The 20,153-nt window shown below is 64.2% G+C and carries 17 protein-coding genes; 3 read left to right on the top strand and 14 right to left on the bottom strand.

Annotated elements, in window-relative coordinates; translation table 11 throughout:
* Nucleotides 1–9 precede the first annotated feature (9 nt).
* From AC0L28_RS16160 to oiaX, 5 genes are all read right to left on the bottom strand, one after another.
* Complete coding sequence (locus tag AC0L28_RS16160) at nucleotides 10–996, bottom strand: FAD binding domain-containing protein (RefSeq protein WP_473478671.1); 987 nt, start codon at nucleotides 994–996, stop codon at nucleotides 10–12.
* Between the two features lie 3 nt (nucleotides 997–999).
* Nucleotides 1,000–1,659, bottom strand: a complete 660-nt coding sequence (locus tag AC0L28_RS16155) for a 2Fe-2S iron-sulfur cluster-binding protein (RefSeq protein ID WP_473478669.1) — start codon at nucleotides 1,657–1,659, stop codon at nucleotides 1,000–1,002.
* Between the two features lie 89 nt (nucleotides 1,660–1,748).
* Nucleotides 1,749–2,633 (bottom strand): helix-turn-helix domain-containing protein, encoded by an 885-nt coding sequence (locus AC0L28_RS16150; protein ID WP_473478666.1) that lies wholly within the window; start codon nucleotides 2,631–2,633, stop codon nucleotides 1,749–1,751.
* Nucleotides 2,634–2,801: 168 nt separating this feature from the next.
* Nucleotides 2,802–4,133 carry a four-carbon acid sugar kinase family protein gene (locus tag AC0L28_RS16145; protein ID WP_473478664.1) on the bottom strand — a complete coding sequence of 444 codons (1,332 nt, stop codon included), beginning with the start codon at nucleotides 4,131–4,133 and terminating at the stop codon, nucleotides 2,802–2,804.
* A gap of 4 nt (nucleotides 4,134–4,137) precedes the next feature.
* Nucleotides 4,138–5,388, bottom strand: a complete 1,251-nt coding sequence (oiaX, locus tag AC0L28_RS16140; protein WP_473478661.1) for a 3-oxo-isoapionate-4-phosphate decarboxylase OiaX — start codon at nucleotides 5,386–5,388, stop codon at nucleotides 4,138–4,140.
* A gap of 142 nt (nucleotides 5,389–5,530) precedes the next feature.
* On the opposite strand from oiaX, the gene AC0L28_RS16135 reads away from it, so the two are divergent.
* Nucleotides 5,531–6,244: a transcriptional regulator NanR gene (locus tag AC0L28_RS16135; protein ID WP_419696137.1), complete on the top strand. Its 714-nt coding sequence runs from the start codon at nucleotides 5,531–5,533 to the stop codon at nucleotides 6,242–6,244.
* A gap of 1 nt (nucleotide 6,245) precedes the next feature.
* Here the strand turns inward: AC0L28_RS16135 and apnL are convergent, their stop codons facing one another.
* From apnL to AC0L28_RS16105, 6 genes are all read right to left on the bottom strand, one after another.
* The gene (gene apnL / locus AC0L28_RS16130) at nucleotides 6,246–8,084 is read right to left on the bottom strand and encodes a D-apionate lactonase (RefSeq protein ID WP_473478658.1); all 1,839 of its coding nucleotides are present in this window, start codon (nucleotides 8,082–8,084) and stop codon (nucleotides 6,246–6,248) included.
* Nucleotides 8,081–9,115 carry a Gfo/Idh/MocA family protein gene (locus AC0L28_RS16125; RefSeq protein WP_473478655.1) on the bottom strand — a complete coding sequence of 345 codons (1,035 nt, stop codon included), beginning with the start codon at nucleotides 9,113–9,115 and terminating at the stop codon, nucleotides 8,081–8,083. Before AC0L28_RS16125 ends, apnL begins: the two co-directional genes overlap by 4 nt.
* 3 nt (nucleotides 9,116–9,118) lie before the next feature.
* The gene (locus tag AC0L28_RS16120; protein WP_023800208.1) at nucleotides 9,119–10,183 is read right to left on the bottom strand and encodes an ABC transporter permease; all 1,065 of its coding nucleotides are present in this window, start codon (nucleotides 10,181–10,183) and stop codon (nucleotides 9,119–9,121) included.
* The gene (locus AC0L28_RS16115; protein ID WP_473478652.1) at nucleotides 10,176–11,732 is read right to left on the bottom strand and encodes a sugar ABC transporter ATP-binding protein; all 1,557 of its coding nucleotides are present in this window, start codon (nucleotides 11,730–11,732) and stop codon (nucleotides 10,176–10,178) included. The genes AC0L28_RS16120 and AC0L28_RS16115 overlap by 8 nt, the downstream gene beginning before the upstream one ends.
* Nucleotides 11,729–12,388 (bottom strand): DUF2291 family protein, encoded by a 660-nt coding sequence (locus tag AC0L28_RS16110; RefSeq protein WP_473478650.1) that lies wholly within the window; start codon nucleotides 12,386–12,388, stop codon nucleotides 11,729–11,731. The genes AC0L28_RS16115 and AC0L28_RS16110 overlap by 4 nt, the downstream gene beginning before the upstream one ends.
* 93 nt (nucleotides 12,389–12,481) lie before the next feature.
* The gene (locus AC0L28_RS16105; RefSeq protein WP_473478647.1) at nucleotides 12,482–13,423 is read right to left on the bottom strand and encodes a substrate-binding domain-containing protein; all 942 of its coding nucleotides are present in this window, start codon (nucleotides 13,421–13,423) and stop codon (nucleotides 12,482–12,484) included.
* A 564-nt stretch (nucleotides 13,424–13,987) separates the two neighbouring features.
* Here AC0L28_RS16105 and AC0L28_RS16100 point away from each other — a divergent pair.
* Nucleotides 13,988–15,781 (top strand): polysaccharide biosynthesis/export family protein, encoded by a 1,794-nt coding sequence (locus AC0L28_RS16100; RefSeq protein ID WP_473478646.1) that lies wholly within the window; start codon nucleotides 13,988–13,990, stop codon nucleotides 15,779–15,781.
* 62 nt (nucleotides 15,782–15,843) lie between these two features.
* Nucleotides 15,844–16,602, top strand: coding sequence for a hypothetical protein (locus AC0L28_RS16095; protein WP_287245322.1), 759 nt, complete (start codon nucleotides 15,844–15,846; stop codon nucleotides 16,600–16,602).
* Nucleotides 16,603–16,654: 52 nt separating this feature from the next.
* Here AC0L28_RS16095 and AC0L28_RS16090 read toward each other — a convergent pair whose 3' ends face one another.
* The 3 genes from AC0L28_RS16090 to mtnK all read right to left on the bottom strand — a co-directional run bounded on the left by AC0L28_RS16090 (nucleotide 16,655) and on the right by mtnK (nucleotide 20,072).
* Nucleotides 16,655–17,482: a phosphogluconate dehydrogenase C-terminal domain-containing protein gene (locus AC0L28_RS16090; protein ID WP_023800214.1), complete on the bottom strand. Its 828-nt coding sequence runs from the start codon at nucleotides 17,480–17,482 to the stop codon at nucleotides 16,655–16,657.
* A 227-nt stretch (nucleotides 17,483–17,709) separates the two neighbouring features.
* A complete protein-coding gene (gene mtnA / locus AC0L28_RS16085; RefSeq protein ID WP_473478643.1) occupies nucleotides 17,710–18,804 on the bottom strand; it encodes an S-methyl-5-thioribose-1-phosphate isomerase in 1,095 nt (364 codons plus the stop codon).
* Nucleotides 18,801–20,072: an S-methyl-5-thioribose kinase gene (mtnK, locus tag AC0L28_RS16080; RefSeq protein WP_473478641.1), complete on the bottom strand. Its 1,272-nt coding sequence runs from the start codon at nucleotides 20,070–20,072 to the stop codon at nucleotides 18,801–18,803. The genes mtnA and mtnK overlap by 4 nt, the downstream gene beginning before the upstream one ends.
* Nucleotides 20,073–20,153: the final 81 nt, after the last annotated feature.

The following is a 20,153-nucleotide window of genomic DNA, read 5'->3' as shown; positions in this document are numbered from 1 at the left end:
CATGTCACCTCATGCACTCTCGGCGGCAGCAGCGAGCGTGTGGCGCATCGTCCGTTTCGCCAGCGGGATCTTGAAATCATTGCCGCCATATCCGACGGCTCCGGCGAGCGCGGCTTCGGCCGCGTCGGTAAAGGCGCCGTCGGACGCCGCCGCTCCAGCGAGGGTGCGCTCTGCCTCCGTCGCGCGCCAGGGCTTGGCGGCCACGCCGCCCATGGCGATCCGAGCGCTTTGGATACGATCGCCGCTTTTCTCGACGACTGCCGCCACCGATACCAGCGCGAAGGCGTAGGAGGCACGGTCGCGCACCTTGCGGTAAACCTGCCGGCCGGGCGGTGGCGGCGGCAGGGTGACGGCGGCGATCATCTCGCCGTGGTCGAGCACGGTTTCCACATGCGGCGTCGCCTCAGGCAATCGATGGAGATCGCCAATCGGCATCGTGCGGGTCCCGCCGCCGGGCGATATGGTCTCGATCCTGGCGTCGAGCCCGGCCATGGCGATCGCCATGTCGGAGGGATGGACCGCGATGCAGGCCTGGCTGGTGCCGAGCACGGCGTGCATGCGATTGAAGCCCTGCAGCGCCGCGCAGCCCGAACCCGGCTCGCGCTTGTTGCAAGGCATGTTGCGGTCGTGGAAATAGGGGCAGCGCGTGCGCTGCAGGAGATTGCCGCTGGTCGAGGCCTTGTTGCGTATCTGGCCGGACGCTCCCGCCAGCAGCGCTTGCGTGAGCATCGGATAGCGCGATCTCACCCGCGGATCGGCGGCAAGATCGCTGTTGCGGACCTGGGCGCCGACCCGAAGCCCGCCTGCCGCCGTCTCCTCGATCCGATCGAGCGGCAGCCGGCTGATGTCGACGAGATGCGCAGGGCGCTCGATCTCGAGCTTCATCAGGTCGAGCAGGTTGGTGCCGCCGCTGATGAACTTGGCGCCCGGCCGCGCCGCGACCGCGGCGGCTGCCTGCTCGGCACTTGCCGCACGTTCATAAGTGAAGGACTGCATTGCTCACGCCCCCTCTGCCGCGTCGCGGATTGCAGCGACGATGTTCGGATAAGCGGCACAACGGCAGATGTTGCCGCTCATCCGCTCGCGGATCTCGGCATCGGTTAGAGTGACGGATGCCGCAGCCACGTCGGCGCTCGCATGGCTCGGCCAGCCGGCCCTGGCCTCGCCAAGCATAGCGACCGCCGAGCAGATCTGGCCCGGCGTGCAGTAGCCGCACTGGAAGCCGTCGCGGGCGACGAAGGCGGCCTGCACCGGATGCAGCCGGTCGCCCTCGGCCAGACCCTCGACCGTGGTGATCTCGTCGCCTTCATGCATTGCCGCAAGCGTCAGGCAGGAATTGATCCGGCGCCCATCGACCAGCACCGTGCATGCGCCGCACTGGCCGTGGTCGCAGCCTTTCTTCGAGCCGGTGAGGCCGAGATGATTGCGCAGCGCGTCGAGCAGCGTCGTCCGCGGGTCGAGCTCGACGGCAAAATCCTTCGCGTTGATCCGCAGGGATATCGGCATCGTCGGCGCCGGCGTCGGCGATGCGGCCGCCGCAACGGCGCCGGCCGGCTCCGCGTATACCGGTATACCGGTAGCCAGGAGCACGCCGGTCGCCACGCCGCCCTCCAGAACCGTTCGACGAGTCGGCCCGGTCCTTGGGTCTGTTTTAGCCATGCATGATCTCCCAGTCCCAGTTCTGTCACTCATCGACCTTGAGGTGGGGAGGCGCGCGGCGGCTTTCTTTCAAGAAACCGGCGGAAATATCAGGATTCCGGAGAAGAATTCACCCGATAGGCCCGAGGCGTCATGCCCCTGAGACGCCGGAATGTCGTGGTGAAGTGGCTCTGGCTTGAAAAGCCGAGCCGAAAGGCAATGCTGCCGATCGACAAGCCCGTTTCGCGCAGCAGTATCTCGGCTCGCCGGACGCGTTCCTCGATCACATAGGCATAGGGTGCAAGCCCGGTCGTCGCCTTGAATCGGCGTGCAAAACTGTCGACGGCCATGCCCGCGACGGCTGCCAACTCGCTTAGCGAAATGTCTGCATTCATATGGGCATCGATGTAACCCCGAACTCGACCAAGCGCGCGACGGCTGAGACAGCCGTGGCGCACCGACGGGTGTTGCTCCCGGTTCAGGGCGGCCATGCGGAGGCTGACCAGGGCGACCAGATGCTCGATATAGGCAGTGTCCGGCTGGTGGCCGAGTGCCATCTCGTCGCGAAGCGAACTCAGCAGCGTGGCGATCACCACGTCTTTCCTGTTCACCAGGATCGGCAGCTCTCTCAGGCGTTCGCAGCCAGGAAGCCTGATATCGGGATCGATCCACAGGGCTGAGTAGGAGAGGTCTACATCGCGATAGAAGCCGTGCCGCTCGGCGCCTGCGGGGACGAAGGTGAGGGCTCCGGGACGGTCCATTCCGTCGTACAGCGATTTTGCCTCGTGCCGGATAGATGTATGGGAAGTTCCGCCTTCTTCGGTCAGCACGATCAGATGATGAGGGGCTGTCCAGCGCAGTTCCGCCTCGCGGCACGCCCACCGCCGGTTGTCGAAAACGATCGAAGAGCTGGCCCATGACGCGGTTTGCAGGGGCTCCGACTTCTCCTCCTGGCTCCGAACCCGTCCGTCACCAAGCAATGGTCTGAATGACATCGCGGCATCCCGCTGGTTCATTCGCGGAGCCGTAATCCAGCCCCGCTTGAGCGTTTACGCCGCCCCGCCGCTGCGCGTACGGCGCCTTATGTGGGGCAGCTATCGTGTGTTGGTAACCGCGCCGTGTTCAAGAAGCCGTGAGATCAGGCAAATCCAGCGCGCCTGCTGTCACCCGCCGAGCCCATCGCGGATGGCGCAGAAATAGCGATCGGTACCGACTTGCCCGCCCTTGAGCGCAATCTCCAGTCCGTCGATCGCCTTGACGCGCGAGTGGGCGACGCAAAGCGGCGAGCCCGGCGAGGCGGGCAGTGGCATCCTGACCGTCAGCGCATCGACGCCCATCTGGCCGAGCGCATGGCTCGACGTATCGCCGCCGGCAATGACCACGCGCTGCAATTTTTGTTCGATCGTCAGCTCGCGAAGAAGTTCGCCGAGGCCGCGGCCAAGCTTGTGGCGGGCGCCTTCCTGCCGATCGATCTCGGCGCCCCGATCGGCTGTGGGGCCGAGGGCGGTGTAGAGGACGACGCTGCGACCGGCTTCGAGGCTGGCACGCCCGCTTGCTGCCGCGCGCGCAATCGCATCGCTGGAGTCTTCGGAAATCAGTTCGACAGGGTCCACCTCGACCCCGTCGAAACCGTCCGTCAAAGCATGTCGGATCTGTCGTTCCGTCGTCGGCGAGCAGCTGCCCGAGACCACTGCGATCCGGTAAGCCGCACCCGGCGGCGAAAAGCTGGGCTCGGCACGGACGGTCCGGTTGGCGGCCCATTCGGCCAGCAGCGCATATTCGATGCCCGAAGAGCCGACGACGAATGCGCCCGGCCGGCGAACGCGCCATATCTCCTTGCCGGCAAGCGCCTGACTTTCCAGGCTGGCGACATCCAAAAGCACGATGTTGGTGCCATCGGCGAGCAAGCGATCGAACGCTTCCGAGCGCGATGCCGACTGCAGCGTCGCCAAGTCGACCAGCCCCGAGGTGAGGTCCGTCTGGCGCGACAGATGGATCAGCAGGTCGGATTCATCCATTGGCGTGGTCGGGTGTCGGCTCATCACCGGGTGGCGGTCGATACGGAAATATTGTTCGCGGTAGGCAGCAAACAGATGGCCGAAGGCGGTGTAGCGCTTGAGCTGCGGCGCGCCGACCACCAGCGGCACGCTGTCCTGGCTAAAAACCGAGCGGCCGATCTCGATAGCCCGGCCGATGCTGCCGATCGCCGGGCTGGAATCGAAGGTCGAGCAGACCTTGTAGTGGCAGATCTCGGCATTCAGGGTCTTCAGCCAGGCGAAGGCGCGGTTGAGGTGCATGTCCATCCACTGCGGCGTCTCGCTTCGGCTGGTGCCGGCCAGGCCGATGGCACGGCAATGCCCGAACTGCGAAAGCATGGCCTCGTCCGGCTGACGCATGAACAGCACGGTCGCCACGCCGCCGAGCTCAAGCGCCTCCATGACGTCGGTCGAGCCGGTGAGATCATCGCCATAATAGCTCAGAAGCAGGCTTTGCATGGCGTCAGGCCGCTTTGCCGTCGCCGAATTTCTCGATCGACCGCGCCAGTTCCGGGTGGCTCAGGGCGAAGTCCGCTAACGGTATGCCATCGACGGCCGCCTGCCAGGCTTGCTGCACGGCGCGTACGCCGGCGCCCGGTCCGTCAGGATGGCTGACGATGCCGCCGCCGCAGAGATAGAGAAGATCGACCGTTCGGCCGGTTCGCCGGTAGGTTTCGGGGGCTTGTCCACCCCATTGGCCGGAGCCGGCGACCGGCAGCGCGCAATCCTCCGGCGAAAAGATCGGCGTGGTCACCGCCTCGAAGGAACTGATGAAGGACCAGTCCGGCTCCCAGTATTTCGAGGCGATGCCGTTGATCTGGAACTGGTCGACGCCGAGCAGCCGCCAGAACTGCTGCCAGACCTTGAAGTCCATGCCCAGACCGGGGTGGCGGGTGAGGATATCCCAGCCGTTGCGGTGGGCATGGAGCACCAGGCTGGAGCGCTTTCTCAGGTAAGCCATGCCGCCGAAGCCGACGGAATTGATGTTGAGCACGGCGCAATTGCCGCCGGCCTTCGCCACCAGATCATGGTTGCGCATCATCTCGTCCGGGTCGGCGTGCGAGATGCCAAAGGCATACATCACCTTTTTGCCGGTCTTCTGCTCATGGTCGAGGACGAGCGGCATGATTGCCTTCACCCGTTCCGACAGCGGCGAATAGGCCGGGCTCATCAACTTCTCGTCGTCCTTGATGAAATCGACGCCGGCGTCGATCAGCTCACCGACCATTTCGGCCGTCTCGTGCGGGCGCAGCCCAAGCGCCGGCTTGACGATCGTTCCGATGATTGGGCGATCCCTGACGCCGGTCAGCCTGCGACTGCCGGCGACACCGAATTGCGGACCCGGATGCGCACCCCGGTATTCCTCCGGCAGCTTCATATCGACGACGCGAATGCCGGACAGGCCCTTGATCGAAAAGGCGCCGCCAATGGCGATGGTCATCAATGCCGAAAGATCGGTGCCGATGGCATCAAGCGGAAATGCGATGTCGACATCCGCCCGCTTGAAGGGCCCGTCGCCGGCTTCGGGAAGGGACGGGCGATCGGCGTCCGGCAGAGGCCGTATCGCCAATACGCGCGCCGCCACCCGGGCCTTGAGCTCCTCGGTCTCGCCGGCCAGCGCGACGAAGGTTCCGGTCGACTGGTCGCTGGCGATCTTGGCCGCCAGCGCCTCGATGCTGCCTGGGGTTTCGATGCGATAGGTGAGGGTGATCATAGTCCGAAAAAAGTTCCCTGATCTTCGAGAATCTGGTATAATGAGTACATAAGTATTGCAAGCGATATCCTGATCGGCCGAGCATTCCGAGATTCGTGATGACGATGCTAAACAGAACTGTTCAAGGGAGTGATTCGCGACGATGAACCGTTCGGAGCCGATCGTCCGGCGCAAACTTTCCGACGAAGTGTTTTTGCGACTGAAGCGCTTGATCACCAGCGGCGAATTGCAGCCGGGCGACGACATGCCGTCGGAGCGCGAGCTGATGGAGCGCTTCGCGGTCGGCAGGCCGGCGATCCGCGAGGCGATGCAGGCGTTGAGCAATATGGGCCTTGTCGCGATCTCGCATGGCGAGCGGGCGAAGGTGCTTCAGCTGACCGCCAAGTCGATCATCAAGCAGGTCGACGGCGCCGCCAAGATCATCCTGTCGTCGTCGAAGGACACGCTGGAGCACCTCAAGAATGCGCGCATCTTCTTCGAACGCGGCATGGTCAGGGAAGCCGCCGAAAAGGCCACCGCCGAGGACGTGCAGCGGTTGCGGGCAACCGTTGCCGAACAGCGGAGTTTTCGCGGCGATTCCGAAGCCTTCATATCCGCCGATATGAAGTTTCATACCCAGATCGCGGCGATATCCGGCAACCCGATCTATGTCGCAGTCAGCGAAGCGATGCTTGGCTGGCTGAAGGAGTATCACACCGAGATGCTGATCTGGACCGGCAAGGAAAATTTTACGCTGACCGAGCACGAAGAGATCATCGGCCGCATCGAGCAGAAGGATGCGGACGGCGCCGAGAAGGCGATGATCAAGCACCTCGAGCGCTCGCGCGCGCTCTATGTGATGAATTCCGGCAGCTGATTCACCCGATCCGGGTGATCGCGTAAGGCGTCATCACAAGGCGGCCTCGTTCGAACCCGAAAATATCAACCGTCACTTCGCTCGCCGTCAGGTTCGCCAGCCACATGATGGTCTGGCCCGCGGCAGAACGGCCGGCCAGCGTGAGCACCCGCGTCTCATCGCTCGTCCTCGCCGCCACTTGTCTGAAGCCGGCCAGTTCGCAAAGCCCCTGCACGGCCTGGAAGATCGGCCGGGGTTCACCTTCGCCGACAGGTTCCCCGGATGCCGCCAGCACGCCGAACGGTCCGCTGAAGCTGGACAGCGTGAGCATCTCCAGCCCGGCCGGCGCGACCCGCGCGCCATAGCCGATCGTCCATGCTGCCGCGAACAGCCCGGCATGGCGCGGATCCCGGTCGGCCATGGCGATGCGCTGATTGTGCGGATTGGCCTTGGTCGCGCCGCCATAGGGGTTCTGCCGCATGGCGATGGTCGATGGGCCGATCCGGTAGGGTTTTGCTCCGAAGATCGCCCGCGCCGATTGGGTGATGAAAGGCAGTGCCTCCAGCGATTGCATGACGCTGAGATCGTCGGCGGCGTGCACGATCGGGCAGGTGCAGTGGCTGACGAAATCGAGCAGATCGGCGGGAACCCGCTTGCGGTTGAGTTCGGTGAAATAGCTGAACATGCCGCCGCCGAGGCGGATGTCGGGAAAGGCGCGGCACGCCGCGGCATAGACATCTTCAAGCGGCGGACATTCAGGCCATGCGCTGCCCGGCGGCGTCGACTGCCGGTCGACCGAAGGCGAGACGGCAATAGCCGAGAGCTTCAGCCCGGCCTGACGCACCATGCCGGCGACGCCTGAGAGCTCGGCATCGAGATCGCCAACGCAGGAAACGACGCATTCGAGCGTGGTCTCGACCGGGTAGGCTGCGGCGAGCCGGGCAAAGGACTGCAAGGCGTCGAGGCCATGGCCCCGCGTTGGATCGTAATGGAACATCAGCTGCTGCGGGCCGAGCGCGGACAGTGTCGGCAGGTTTGCCAGCGCCGTCTCGACCTCGTCCGGATAGATGATCACGCCGATATCCGGCAGCAGCGGTCCGGTTTCGCCGAGTTCGACTCGGACCGGCTCGGCTGCTGCTGCGGCAGCCGGCGCCCTGCCGTCGCCGGTCACACGCAGACTGACCGTCTGGCGCACAGTCTGGCCGGCGGGCAGCATGTAGGGCCAAGGCAGCGCCAGCGGCCGGACGTAGGTCTTGTAGGACGCGTCCGACCAATTGCGCTGGTCCTCCATCTCGAACGCATCGCCTTCCATCCGGCATTCCGCGGTGACGCCGGGCCGGACCTCATGCGTGATCGCCCGCAGATCCTTGAAAGGCTGCCAGGGGTCGATCAGCTCAGGAAGTTTCGTTGCGACGACGCTGCCGTCGGTGTGCTCGACAGTGACCGGGCTGCCGGCCAGGCCGGCGATTGGATGCAGGATGCAGAAGCCGCAGCGATTGGTCTCGAAAGCGTTTTCGGGAAGCGCGCTCACGTCGAAAACCAGCTGGCCGTCGGCGGAACCTTTGATCGTCGCGCGAAAGTTGAGCCGGCTTCCTCCCGGCCCGACACAGCTTGCCGAATAGCTGACGAAGAAAGTGTCGGCATCTTGGTCGATAGTCAGGTCCGCAAGCGTCGGCTCGTAAGTGCCCCAGTCGCGATCCCTGACGATATAGGCTATGGCGCGCAGCACTTCGATGCCGCCATGGCGGATGATGCGCAGATTGCCGTTGACGAAGTCGGCGCTGAGTGCGCCGGCGCGCAGCCTGACCGGCTCGGCCTGGACCGCGCGCGTGCCATAGAGGAGGAAGGCGTCGGCGGTCATCTCAGCAGCGTGTCGATCTGCACCGGCTCACGGCTCGCAGCACTCGCATAGGCGGCCTCGACCAGCGCCAAGGTCTTGAGATTGTCGGCGCCCGAGGTTGCCGGCTCGGTTTTGCACGCCAAGCAGGCGACCCAGTGCTTTTGGATGGCGACGACGCTTTCCTGGATGTTGTGCCACGGCCGCGATGCCCAGGGCAGCAGCGGCGGCGAGACGTCGCTGACCGCCGTTCCGTTCCTGCCGGTGACGGTGAGCCGGTAATCCTGCTCGAGCCGGATCGTGCCGTCGCTGCCGTCGATCTCGACCAGCGTCTGCGGAAACGGCTCGGTCGCGAGCTTGGTCGCATAGCTGCAGTCGACCACGGACGTTGCGCCGCTCTTGTGGTCCATCAGCATGGTAGCGACGTCCTCGCCGGCAATGTTGGGGTTGATGCGAGCGGTTCGGGTCGTGATCGTCGAAACGTCGCCCAGCAGGAAGCGGGCTATGTCGAGACTGTGGATGCCGAGGTCTTCGATGATGAAGCGCTTTCCCGTCGCCAGATAGGGTTGCCCGGAAAACACGTCATAGGCCGAGCGGAACGAGATCCGGCCGAAGAAGGGCGTGCCGATGTCGCCGCTGTCGAGAACGGCGCGCACCGCCTGGATCGGCGACTGCCAGCGAAAATTTTCATGCACCATCAACGCCACGCCGGCATCGGCGCATGCCCTGACCATGGCCTTGGCGTCGGCAAGCGACGGCGCGAATGGTTTTTGGCAGATCGCCGGAACGCGGTTCTGTGCCGTCATCTCGACAAGCGAACGATGGCTCGGCGCGGTGGTGGCGATATCGACGAAATCCAGGCTTTCGCCGGCAAACAGTGCCGCCGCGTCGACGTAGCGCCGCACGATGCCGAACTGGTCGCCGACCACCTTGAGCCGTTCCGGGTCGCGGTCGCAGATGGCGACGATCGAGGCGCCTTCGATGTCGCGCCAGGCATGCATCTGGTTGACGGCGAAGAAGCCGCAGCCGATCAGCGCTCCTCGCAGTTCCGCCACGGGTCAGCCCGCCTTTGCCATCTGCATCAGCGTCACCCGGCTCTGCAGCCGGCGCTGCGCCTGGTCGACGACGACGGCGACGATGATGACGAGGCCCTTGATCACCATCTGCCAGAACGAGCTCACCCCCATCATCACCAGCCCGTCGGAAAGGATGCCGATGACGAAGGCGCCGACGATGGTGCCGCCGATCGTGCCGCGGCCACCCGACATCGAGGTGCCGCCGAGCACCGCCGCGGCGATGGCGTTGAGCTCGAAGCTTTCGCCGGTCGCCGGATGCGAGGCCATCAGTTCGGAGGAGATGATCAGCCCGACGACCGCCGCGCAGAAGCCGGAGAACATGTAGACGAACATCTTCACCATATTGACCCTGACGCCCGAAATCCGCGCCGCCCGTTCGTTGCCGCCGACGGCGAAGATGTGGCGGCCGAGCGGGGTGTATTTGGCCAGATAGGCCGCCCCAACTGCTACGACGACAAGAATCCATATCGAGACCGGCAGGCCGAGCAGCCGGCCGGCGCCGAGGAAGCCGAACCCGGTCGTGCCCAGATCGGGCTTGCCGACGAGGTTCGGAAAGGTGCGGCCATCCGACGACAGCAGCGCCAGGCCGCGCGCGACATAGAGCACGCCGAGCGTGGCGATGAACGGCGCGACATTCAGCCTGGTGATCAGCAATCCGTTGACGGCGCCGATCAATATGCCGACCGCCAGCGTGATCAGTGCGATCTCGAAGACGTTGAAATAGATCGTATAGCCGACCTGCAGGTCGATGCCGTTGAGCACGAGATAGCCGGCGACCATGCCGCACAGGCCGACGATCGAGCCGACCGAGAGGTCGATGCCTCCGGTGATGATGACGAAGGTCATGCCCATGGCGAGGAAGGCGTTCAGCGCCACGTGCTTCGACATCAGGATCAGGTTGGCGGCCGACAGGAAATTGGGTGCTGCGATCGAGAAGAAGATCAGGACAGCGATCAACGCAATGAACGTCCTCGCCTTCATCAGCGTCAGCAGCACGGATCCGCTCGAGGCGGAGGCAACTGACGCCTTGGCCGGGATGTCAGTCATTGGCGTGGCTCTCCGTGTGCGGGACCGGCCCGTGGCCAAGCGCCGATGCGGCGACAAGTGCCGCCTCCGTCGCCTCGGCGCGATCGAACATGCCGGTCAGTTTTCCATTGCTCATCACCGCGATCCGGTCGGACAGCGCCATCACCTCGTCGAGATCGGAGGTGGCGAACAGAATGCCCAGCCCGTCGCGGGACAGTTTGCGCATGGTGCGGAAGACGTCGGCCTTGGCGCCGACATCGATGCCGCGGCTCGGCTCGTCCATCAGCAGCACCTTCGGTCCGGTGAGCAGCGCCTTGCCGATCACCACCTTCTGCTGGTTGCCGCCCGACAGCGACGAGACCTCCTGCGCCGGGTCGGCGACCTTGATCGCCAGCTCCCGCAGCATCTGCGTCACCGCCTGGTTTTCTTTGGCGCCGCTGATATGGAACAGGCGGACAAACCGCGACAGGCTGGCCAGCGTCAGATTGCTGGCAACCGAGAGGATCGACACCAGCCCCTCGCGCTGGCGGTCCTCGGGGATCAGCGCCAGCCCGCGCCGGATCCGCCGCGTGGTGTCGCGTTCCCTGACCTTCTTGCCGGCAATGAAGATCGCCCCGGTGGCATGGCCGTGGCGCCCCATGATGCAGTCGAACAGCTCGCTGCGTCCGGCGCCCATCAGCCCGTATATGCCGAGGATCTCGCCGGCACGCAGCGACAGCGAGACATGATCGACCGCCAGCCCGCCGGTCACGCGCGGCAGGCAGATATCCTCGGCGCGGAAGATCTCTTCGCCCGGAACATGGCCGTCGGCCTTGGCGAAGTCCTTGGCGTCGGAGCCGATCATCTGCTGCACGATCCATTGCGTGTCGACGTTTTTCATCTTCTCCTGGCCGGTGATGCGGCCGTCGCGCAGCACGGTGATGTAATCGCCGATGCGGATCAGCTCCTCGAGCCGGTGCGAGATGTAGACGATCGCCACGCCGCGCGCCTTGAGGTCGGCGATCACCTTGAACAGGATCTCGACTTCCGCCGCACTCAGTGCCGAGGTCGGTTCGTCCATGATCAGGATGCGCGCATCGAGCGAAACCGCCTTGGCGATCTCGACCAATTGCTGCTGGCCGATGCGCAGATCCTCGACCAGCATGTCGGGCCGGATGCCGGCTTGCAGGCGCTCGAGAAATTCGGCCGCGCGGCGCTCCTGTTCCCGGCTGTCGATCTTGCGGAACCGGTTGGTGATCTCGCGGGTGGCAAAAATGTTTTCGGCGACGCTCAAATTACCGAACAGGTTCAGCTCCTGGAACACCATGCCGATGCCGCGGTTCACCGCGTCGCCGGATGAGGAGAAGGAAACCTCTTCGCCCTCCAGGAGGATGCGGCCGAGCGTCGGCTGCTCGACCCCGGCGATGATCTTCATCAGCGTCGATTTGCCGGCGCCGTTTTCGCCGACCAGCACATTGACCGCAGCCTTACGCACTTCGAAATTCGCGCGCTTGACCGCGACGGTGCCCGAATAGACCTTCGAGATGTCTTCCAGCTTCAGGATGACATCATGATCGCCGGCGGCAGTCATGGCTTCGCCCCTACCTCTGCCTCCGCCGGGGTCACCAGCGGCAAGTCCTGGCCGCTGCCCATGACATAAGCCCCGACAACCCTGACGCTGCGGCCCTCCAGCGCTTCGCGCGGCAGCTTGGAAAGCACCGTCTTGTCGGCATGGATGTTGAACGCCTTGCCGAACTGGGCGAAGTCGATCTGATTGGTGAAATCGTTGAACTGGATGAAGTCGAGGCTGTCGCGCAGCGCGGTGCCGCGCATCGCGGGTCCGATCTGCACCCGCGCATCCGCCTTGCCGTCACCGTCGGCATCGACGTCCATGGTTGCCGCGCGTGACTGTGTGTTCGCCGCAACAATCTTGCCTTCGAGGCTAACCGCGAAGGTCCACGGCGAATTCGCCTGCTTCTTCGGATTGCCAAATTTGGCGCCGGCAGCGGCAGGATCGGCTTTCGCCAGGGCGTGAACCTCGGGAAACGATCCGGCCTTCTGCTGGAGATAGGGCACCATTTTGGCAGCCCAGATATCGCCGACCATCTTGTCCGCATTGAAGGCCGGTGCATTGCCGCCATCTTCCGCGGACGGTGTCGGCAGGATCTTGCAGGCGGTCAGGCTGATGCCAAATATCGCGGCAAGGGTCGGCCAAGCGAGGGTTGGCCAAGTCAGCTTGTTCAACATGTCGGCTTGTTCGGCATGGCGGTCAGGGCACCCGGGAAATGGAAGCAAGGGACGAGCCGGAAGCTCGTCCCTTGCGATTGATGTCACACCGGCTCAGTTGGTCAGCGCGAAGGTTTCCAGCTTGGCGGCATTGTCGCCATTGATCAGGACGCAGTCCATCAGCTGCTTTTCCTCGGCCGGAGACTTCTTGTTCTTGATGAAGTCGTTAGCCTGCTCGACTGCCATCTGAGCCTGCGCATAGGCCGGCTGCAGGACCGTGGCCTTGATGCCGCCAGAGGCGATCGAGTCGCGCACGTCGTTCGATCCGTCGAAGCCGACGACGATGACGTCCTTGCGGCCGGCAGCGGCAAGTGCTGCATGGGCGCCCATCGCCATCGTATCGTTGCCGGAGATCACGCCCTTGATGTCCGGATTGGCCTGGAGGATCGATTCCATCTTGGAATAGGCCTCGGTCTGGCTCCAGTTGGCCGACTGCTGCGCCACCATCTTGAGGTCCGGATAATCGTCGATGACGTCGTGGTAGCCCTTGGAGCGGATGCCGGCATTGGTGTCGGATTCCTTGCCGACCAGCTCGACGTAATTGCCCTTCTCGCCCATCAGCTTGACGAACTCCTGCGCGCCGAGCTGGGCGCCCTGGTAGTTGTTGGAGACGATCTGCGCGACGGCGACGCCGGTGGCGTTGATCTCGCGATCGATCAGGAACGACGGAACGCCCGCGTCCTTGGCCTTCTGCACGGCGGCGACCGAGGCGTCGGCGCCGGCATTGTCGAGGATGATCGCCTTGGCGCCGCGGCCGATCGCCGTGTCGATCAGCTCGGACTGCTTGTTGGCGTCGTCGTCATGAACCAGAACCAGCGTTTCATAGCCGAGTTCCTTGGCCTTGGATTCCGCGCCGACGGCTTCCGCCTTGAAGAATGGGTTGTCGTGCGAGGGCGTGATGATGGCAATGAGATCCGCCGCATAGGCGGGTGCCGCGGTGCCCAGCGCCAGCATGCCGGCAAAAGCCGCAAATGTCATTCTGCGAGTGAGTTTCATGATTTCCTCCCATTTGAAAAAGCCTGTGCTTCCGCGGCCCAGGCTGAAATGCATTCCAGTTTGTCAGGCGGATCGCGTCCGGTGTCGCGGATCGGGTCATTTGCCGGCTCACCGGGCGGATCATCCGGCTCGGTTCCGTCTTCAGCCTGCCCCTCCACCTTCCGCCTGCCCAATTTTCAGCCTGGCCTCGGCTGGCCAAAGCCATTCCAACAGCTAAGCCAACTGGTATAATGAGTCAACCACAAATTCAGATGATATGTATCTGATGAGCAGAAAGCGCCACCGGGGAGTCATCCCACCAAGAGCGACGCTTCGTTCCCTGCGACACGCCTGCAGTTGGCCAGGTCTGCGATCACCACCTTAAGGGGTACGATACACGGGTGAGGGCGCAGTAATTAAGCAAGGAGTAGATACTCCTAAGCCTTATTCGGTGCTCAGCGGTACGCGCAGGCTTTGCTAGTGTCGCCTCGTGGTTGTGGAATTTCTCCCCGACCCCAGCCTGCCCGCGGTTTTTCTAATGAAATTCGTTCGCGGCAAGGGTCGCGTTGCCGGTGAGGTTCAGCTATGACTTTTGTGCAGAGTTTCAGGCCGCCATCCTGCAGCCCCGCGCCAAACTTTGCTGACCGACGGCATTCGGCTTCATTGCGTGGCATGCGCGGCAGGAGCTGCAGCGCCATGCTGTGCCTCATTTCGTTGTGTATCATCCTGCTGCTGGGATCTGCGGCACACGGTCGGCCGAAGGCTGACGACAGACTTGCTCCGCGAGACACGATCGAACTGCACGTTTGGCAGTGGACTGCCTTGCGCGACGGCGTTCTGGAAGCGTTGCAGCTCAACCATAGTTTCACCATCGACTCGACCGGCACGCTTGACCTTCCCTTGATCGGCAGCATTGCCGCCGCAGGTCTGCGTGAGGAGGAGCTGGCAAAGCTGATTTCCGATCGCTTGCAAGCCAGGAGCGGCCGTCAGGAACGGGCTGACATAACCGTCAAACTGATACAAAGTTCGCCTTCGGACCTCACAGCTTCGGTGGAGGTCAAACAAGAAGCGCCCGAACCGCCGGCTGACGCAGCCAGCGACGGCTCTTCGGCCGTGGCTTCGCAACGCGCCAGTGTAGAGAACGGCCAGGCCGAGGCGCAACCGGGCGTGCGCGGTTCCCACACACCTCGGCAGCCTGCTGCGGAGCAGCAGCAAACTCTGCAAGGGGCATTGCTGAATGAGCTAGCCGCCGCTCGCATGGAAATTGCGGCAGCGCGCGCGGAAGCACTTGCGGCTCGCCAGACTGCTCGCAACGATGCCGCGCGACACAATCAGAACCTTGCGACGGCGCGTCAACGGGCTGACGCCTTGGTGCGGGAACTCGATGCGATGCGGACTGACCGCGGTACGCTGGAACAAAAGCTCTTTGCGGCGCTGAGGGAAGTCGACGCGCTCAGGAAGAGCGTGCAGCCGGCTCGCGGTGACCCAGCTCGCGCTGACCATGACGGCCGCGATTTGGCGGCGGCGCGAGCCGAACTGGCCGTGATGCAGCGCGGCGCCCGCGATGCCAGTGCGCAGGCGCGTGCGGTAGCCGACATGATGGCTGAACAAGCACAAGCGCTAAAACAGCAGCGGCGACGGGCCGAAGAGCTCGCGCTCGATCTGGAAGTGGCGCAACGCCAAGTCAAAAGCTTGAAGGCCAAAGCCACTCTCGCCGATCACGAGAAGGCCGCCATGCTTGAAGCGCGTCACTCCATGGCGGCCTCTGTGGCAGAGGCGCAGCGAGCGCTGGATGAGGAGCGGCACAAGGCTGAGCGCTTCGGACGCGAACTCACCGCGGCGCGCCAGACCATCGACGCGCTTAAGACAAGCGCGGATCTGGCTGCGGCTGCGCGCACCGACGCCATCAGGGAACGACAGGTGGCCGAGGCGGCTTTGAAGCGAGCTGGCGACGCACTCGAACTGGAGCGCGAACGGGCAGATTCAGCTGCTCGTGATCGCGACAGCGCCCGGCGGGAACGCGACGCGGCAAGGCAGGAAGCGAGCCGCGTCTCGATGGAGCTGAGCGTGGCGTTGGAGCAAGAGCGCAACAAGGCCGTCGGCCTGGCCCGCGAGCTCAGCGCCGCTCGAAAGGCGATCGACGTTGAAAAGGCCCGAGATGAGCGTCGCAGCGAGCGTATCAACCGCGTTCCGAAAGCGCGTGCCGTCGCAGCTTCGCGTGCAGATGTGTCCGTGCGCTCGCGACCAGCCCGTCAATCGGGGTTGCGTGAAAACCACAAAGTGAAGGCCAAAAAACCATCGCGACCTGTTCTGGTGGCGACCATCGCGCTTCCCGACGCGTTGCTCCCGACGCGACCGCCGAAGCTCGGCGCTCCCTAGCGAGGGGTGATCGTGAAGGGCATTTCCGTGGGCCGAATCCATGCCGCAGGAGGAATATGGTGATGAACAAATACGTCGCAGCCGCATTGACCGTCGCGATCGCAATTTGCCCTGCCTCGGCTCTTGAGGCGGGGCTTGGCGGCAAACTTGGCGGTGTCGGGGTCGGTGCTGGCCTTAGCGCCGGCCCGAAAGGCGCCTCGGTGGCGGGCGGCTCGAGCGTCGACGGAGTAGGGGGAGCGAGCCTTGGCGGATCGCTCGGCGCGGGCAAGGGGTCGCTCGGTGCCGGACTTGGCGTCAGCGGCAACCTCGGCGGCGCAAGCGGCGGCCTGTCGACAGGTGTCGGGGTGGGCGACCGTTCGTCCGCATCGGGCACCGCTCCAGGAGGTAAGCCAGGCAACCCGGCGCTGGGCGCTGGGCAAGCCGCAAGCAGCAATGCCGGCATCACGCCAGCCACCACCAAGGCCAAGGCTGCGAGTCAATTCGCCATCCTGCCGCGCAAGCTCAGGCCTTCCGGAACTGATCGCAACACGTCGGCGCGGATCACCTATGGCTATCCGTTTATGGCGCCACTGAAAGCCAAACCCGGTATCCCACCAGCTGTGGTGCGCGCCTGCCGCACGGCGATCGGGTCGGCCGCCACGCCGCTTGGCGCCGTGCTTGTTCACGCGGTAAGCGCGGGCCCGTTGCAGCAACGTCGGGGCGCGCTCACGGCGCCGATCGAGGTGCGCATACACTATGCAAGACAAGGCGGCGTCGAGGTTCGGCAGGCGCGAGTCGGCTGTCGCCTCGATGCGGCGGGTAGAGTCACCGCAGTGACATAGGACGCGCCTGTACCTTCTCCTACGAGAGGAGAAGGAAAGGCGGCTTCCGCCTTCAGGTGATGCGCTGGATGCTCGCTGCAATCTCTTCCGGCTCGAAGACCCGCTTCCAGTCCTCGCGCATCAGCACCGGCTTGCCGAACTCGATGGCCTTGTTGCAGGCGTCGGAGAACACGCCCTTGGTCTCGCCGAAGATGACGGCGCCGAGCACATTCATGTGGCCAAGCAGGAAGTCGAGCGCGGCCTGCTGGTCGACTCCGCGCGCGACGACCTCGTCGACCGCTTCCTTCATGACCACCAGCAGCGAAGCGCAGACGGTCTCCGAAAGGCCCGGCTCGAGCAGCGCCATCTGGTCGACCGTGACGCGATGCGACCGCATCACCGGTGCCCAGATGATCTTGGCGATCGCTTCGCCCTTGGCGAAATCCGCCTCCGGTCCCTGCATCAGCGCGCTGACCATATGCTGCTTGGCCTTGACGCCGCCGAAATAGTCCTTCTTGGCCGCCATGTCGGTCTCGTCGTTGAAGATAGGCGGATGGCAGGGATGGGTGACGAAATAGGTCAGGTCCGGCCGCTTCGGCAAATGACCGGCGAAAGGCGCTGCGGCGTCGAGCACGACCACCATGGTGCCGGACGCAAGCTTGCCCTCGATGCTGGCCGCGACCTTGCCGATATGGGTGTCGGGAACCGCCAGGATAACCACCTCGGCGCCGTTCAGGGCTTCATCGGCGCTGACCGCGTCGATGCCCAGCCCGGTCTTTAGCCGCTCGCGGCCGGCGTCGCTGACCTCGACATGGCGTAGGATGTAAGGAGAGCCGCGAAAATTGGTCGACAGGCGGTAACCCATTTTGCCGCCGGCACCAAACAGCGCAATCGTTGTCATCCAGCCGTGCTCCTGATCTCCAACGATGGCCCTGCCGATCGTCACCTTAGTAACTGGTATAATCACACTACCATGGATTGGCAACCCGTTTGGGACGAACGCGTTCACGAGAGCCAATTCCGTAGTCCCGCGCCGTCGGCTGCGCTAGCTGGTGGCGGCCCGGCGAGCCGTCAGTCTTGATGTTTAGGGTCCGCTGCCAACCGTTTCAGCAGTATTCGGGAGCAGGATTATCCCCGTCCGGGAAACATCGCCTTCAAGCCCTCCCGCGACGCCCTGGCGACGCCGCGTTCGGTGATCAATCCGGTGACCAGCCGCGCCGGCGTCACGTCGAAGGCCGGGTTTGCCGCGGGCGTCGTCTCCGGCGAGATGCGGACCTGCGCAATCTCGCCACTCGCGGTCTTGCCCCAGACCAGTGAGACCTCGTCGCTGGAACGCTGTTCGATCGGGATTTCGGCCAGCCCGTCACCCCCCGTCCAGTCGATGGTTGGCGACGGCAGCGCGACATAGAACGGCACGTCGTTGTCGGCGGCGGCCAGCGCCTTCAGATAGGTGCCGATCTTGTTGCAGACATCGCCGTCGGCGGTGGTGCGGTCGGTGCCGACGATGACCATGTCGATCTGGCCGCGCTGCATCAGATGGCCGCCGGCATTGTCGACGATCAGCGTATGCGGCACGCCGTGGCCGGCCATCTCCCATGCGGTCAACTGGGCGCCCTGGTTGCGCGGGCGGGTTTCATCGACATAGACATGAACGGGAATGCCGGCTTCCGTTGCCAGATAGATCGGCGCCGTGGCGGTGCCGTAGTCGACGGTGGCCAGCCAGCCGGCATTGCAGTGGGTCAGGATGTTGACCGGCTCGCCCGGTTTTTTGCGTGCTGCGATTTCCCTGATGATTTCAAGCCCGTTGACGCCGATGGCGCGGTTGAGGCCGACATCCTCGTCGGCGATTTCGCCGGCGCGCCGGTAAGCCGCCTCGGCGCGCTGTCCAGATGGAAGCGGCCGCAAGAAATTGCGCATCTCATCGAGCGCCCAGCGCAGATTGATCGCGGTCGGGCGGGTTTCGTGCAAGACCTCCCAGACGCCGTCGAGTGCCGCATCCGAAGGGTCGTCGGCCATCTGCATGGCGACGCCATAGGCGGCGGTGACGCCGATCAGCGGCGCGCCGCGCACCCACATGTCGCGGATCGCCGTGGCGATGCCGGCAACGGTGTCGACTTTTTCGACGCGGAAATCATGCGGCAGCCAGCGCTGGTCGATAATCTCCACCGAACGCCCGTCGTCGCTCAGCCAGATGGTGCGGTAGTGGCGGTCGCCGACGTTCAAATCCTGTTCTCCCGTTCGATCAGTGCGGCCAATTTGTTGACCTCGTCGATGCTGTGGATCTGGCGCCGGTTGACGGCGATGTGACGGCCGAATTTCAGCGCCTTTGCCTCACATGTGGCGCGCAGATCGGCGTCGGCAATGGTCTCGAAATCGGCGTTGTGCGCGAGGCCCAGAATGCGCCTGTGCACCTCGACGCCGGCAAAGCCCAGCATGTCGGTCCACACCTGGTGCAGCATGTGGTCGAGCGCCTGTTCGGCGCCAAGCCTGTCGCCCTGATCCTCGAACAGGCTCTTCTGGTAGAGCATGCCGGTGCGCTCGGTTCGCCACAGATGCGAGAACTCGCTGCGGAACACCGACCATGTCTCGACCGTGACGTCGAGCAGATAGGCGCGCATGGTGTCGCGCTTCCCGTTCTGCTCGTGGCCACGCTGCGAGAAGAACGCCATCCAGAAATTGGCGAGCAGCATGCCGACGTCGAAGGCGATCGGGCCGTAGAAGGCGAATTCGGGATCGATCATCCGCGTTTCTGTCTCGGTGACCATGATCGAGCCGGAATGCAGGTCGCCGTGCAGCAGCGTCTCTGCATTGGCCGCAAAAATGTGCTTCAGCCGCTGCGCCTCGACCTTGAGGTCGCGGTCGGCGCGCAATTCTGCAACGATGCTGTCGAGCTGCGGGCTCGTATGCCGGTTCATCTTGGCATCGAAATACGGGTCCGAGAACACCAGGTTCTCGGTGATGTCGCAAAGCGCGACATTGTCCGCGAACAGCGCCAGATCGGCCTTGCGATCCCTGGTCGCCATATGCAGGTCGGAGCCGCGAAACAGGGTGCGGGCCATGAACAGGCCGATGTCTCTGGCGATGTTGGGCAGTTGCCGGCCCTCGATCAGCGCGCGCCGCAGGATGATGTGCGGCGACAGATACTCCATGATGATCAGCGCCTGGCCTTCGTCGAAGTGATGGATCGCCGGCACCGAACCGGGCGCTCTCGAATGCTGCCGTGTCAGCGCGTGATATTCGAAGAAGGAACGTTTTAGCGGCAGCGGCCAGCTGTCGCCGACCAGGCGGACATAGGGCAGGGCCTGCTTGACGACGGCCGCACCCTGCGCACCCTCGACGATGAACACCAGGTTCAGATTGCCGTCGCCGACCTCGCGAACCTTCCAGCGGCTCGTGTCCTTGCCGATATGCGAGCACAGCGCCGCGTTGGCGCCGAGGCGTGCCGCCAGTGTTTCGACCGACAGTGCTTCGAACGGCAATTTCCCAGTCATCCTCACCTCCCGTTTACGTGCTCTCATCTTAGTGGAGCCATCACGGTTGGTCCAAGCTAGGAAGCCCTCTGGCAATTGTCA

The sequence above is a fragment of the Mesorhizobium sp. WSM4847 genome (assembly GCF_055811335.1).
This window is presented reverse-complemented; position numbering and strand designations above follow the sequence as displayed.

Excerpts from the sequence above, each read along its gene's own strand:
- AC0L28_RS16145 (WP_473478664.1), bottom strand. The coding sequence starts at position 4,133 with ATGCAAAGCCTGCTTCTGAGCTATTATGGCGATGATCTCACCGGCTCG.
- AC0L28_RS16100 (WP_473478646.1), top strand. The coding sequence starts at position 13,988 with ATGACTTTTGTGCAGAGTTTCAGGCCGCCATCCTGCAGCCCCGCGCCA.
- AC0L28_RS16135 (WP_419696137.1), top strand. The coding sequence starts at position 5,531 with ATGAACCGTTCGGAGCCGATCGTCCGGCGCAAACTTTCCGACGAAGTG.
- oiaX (WP_473478661.1), bottom strand. The coding sequence starts at position 5,388 with ATGATCACCCTCACCTATCGCATCGAAACCCCAGGCAGCATCGAGGCG.
- AC0L28_RS16150 (WP_473478666.1), bottom strand. The coding sequence starts at position 2,633 with ATGTCATTCAGACCATTGCTTGGTGACGGACGGGTTCGGAGCCAGGAG.
- AC0L28_RS16095 (WP_287245322.1), top strand. The coding sequence starts at position 15,844 with ATGAACAAATACGTCGCAGCCGCATTGACCGTCGCGATCGCAATTTGC.
- AC0L28_RS16115 (WP_473478652.1), bottom strand. The coding sequence starts at position 11,732 with ATGACTGCCGCCGGCGATCATGATGTCATCCTGAAGCTGGAAGACATC.
- AC0L28_RS16110 (WP_473478650.1), bottom strand. The coding sequence starts at position 12,388 with ATGTTGAACAAGCTGACTTGGCCAACCCTCGCTTGGCCGACCCTTGCC.
- AC0L28_RS16155 (WP_473478669.1), bottom strand. The coding sequence starts at position 1,659 with ATGGCTAAAACAGACCCAAGGACCGGGCCGACTCGTCGAACGGTTCTG.
- AC0L28_RS16090 (WP_023800214.1), bottom strand. The coding sequence starts at position 17,482 with ATGACAACGATTGCGCTGTTTGGTGCCGGCGGCAAAATGGGTTACCGC.
- apnL (WP_473478658.1), bottom strand. The coding sequence starts at position 8,084 with ATGACCGCCGACGCCTTCCTCCTCTATGGCACGCGCGCGGTCCAGGCC.
- AC0L28_RS16105 (WP_473478647.1), bottom strand. The coding sequence starts at position 13,423 with ATGAAACTCACTCGCAGAATGACATTTGCGGCTTTTGCCGGCATGCTG.
- AC0L28_RS16120 (WP_023800208.1), bottom strand. The coding sequence starts at position 10,183 with ATGACTGACATCCCGGCCAAGGCGTCAGTTGCCTCCGCCTCGAGCGGA.
- AC0L28_RS16160 (WP_473478671.1), bottom strand. The coding sequence starts at position 996 with ATGCAGTCCTTCACTTATGAACGTGCGGCAAGTGCCGAGCAGGCAGCC.
- mtnK (WP_473478641.1), bottom strand. The coding sequence starts at position 20,072 with ATGACTGGGAAATTGCCGTTCGAAGCACTGTCGGTCGAAACACTGGCG.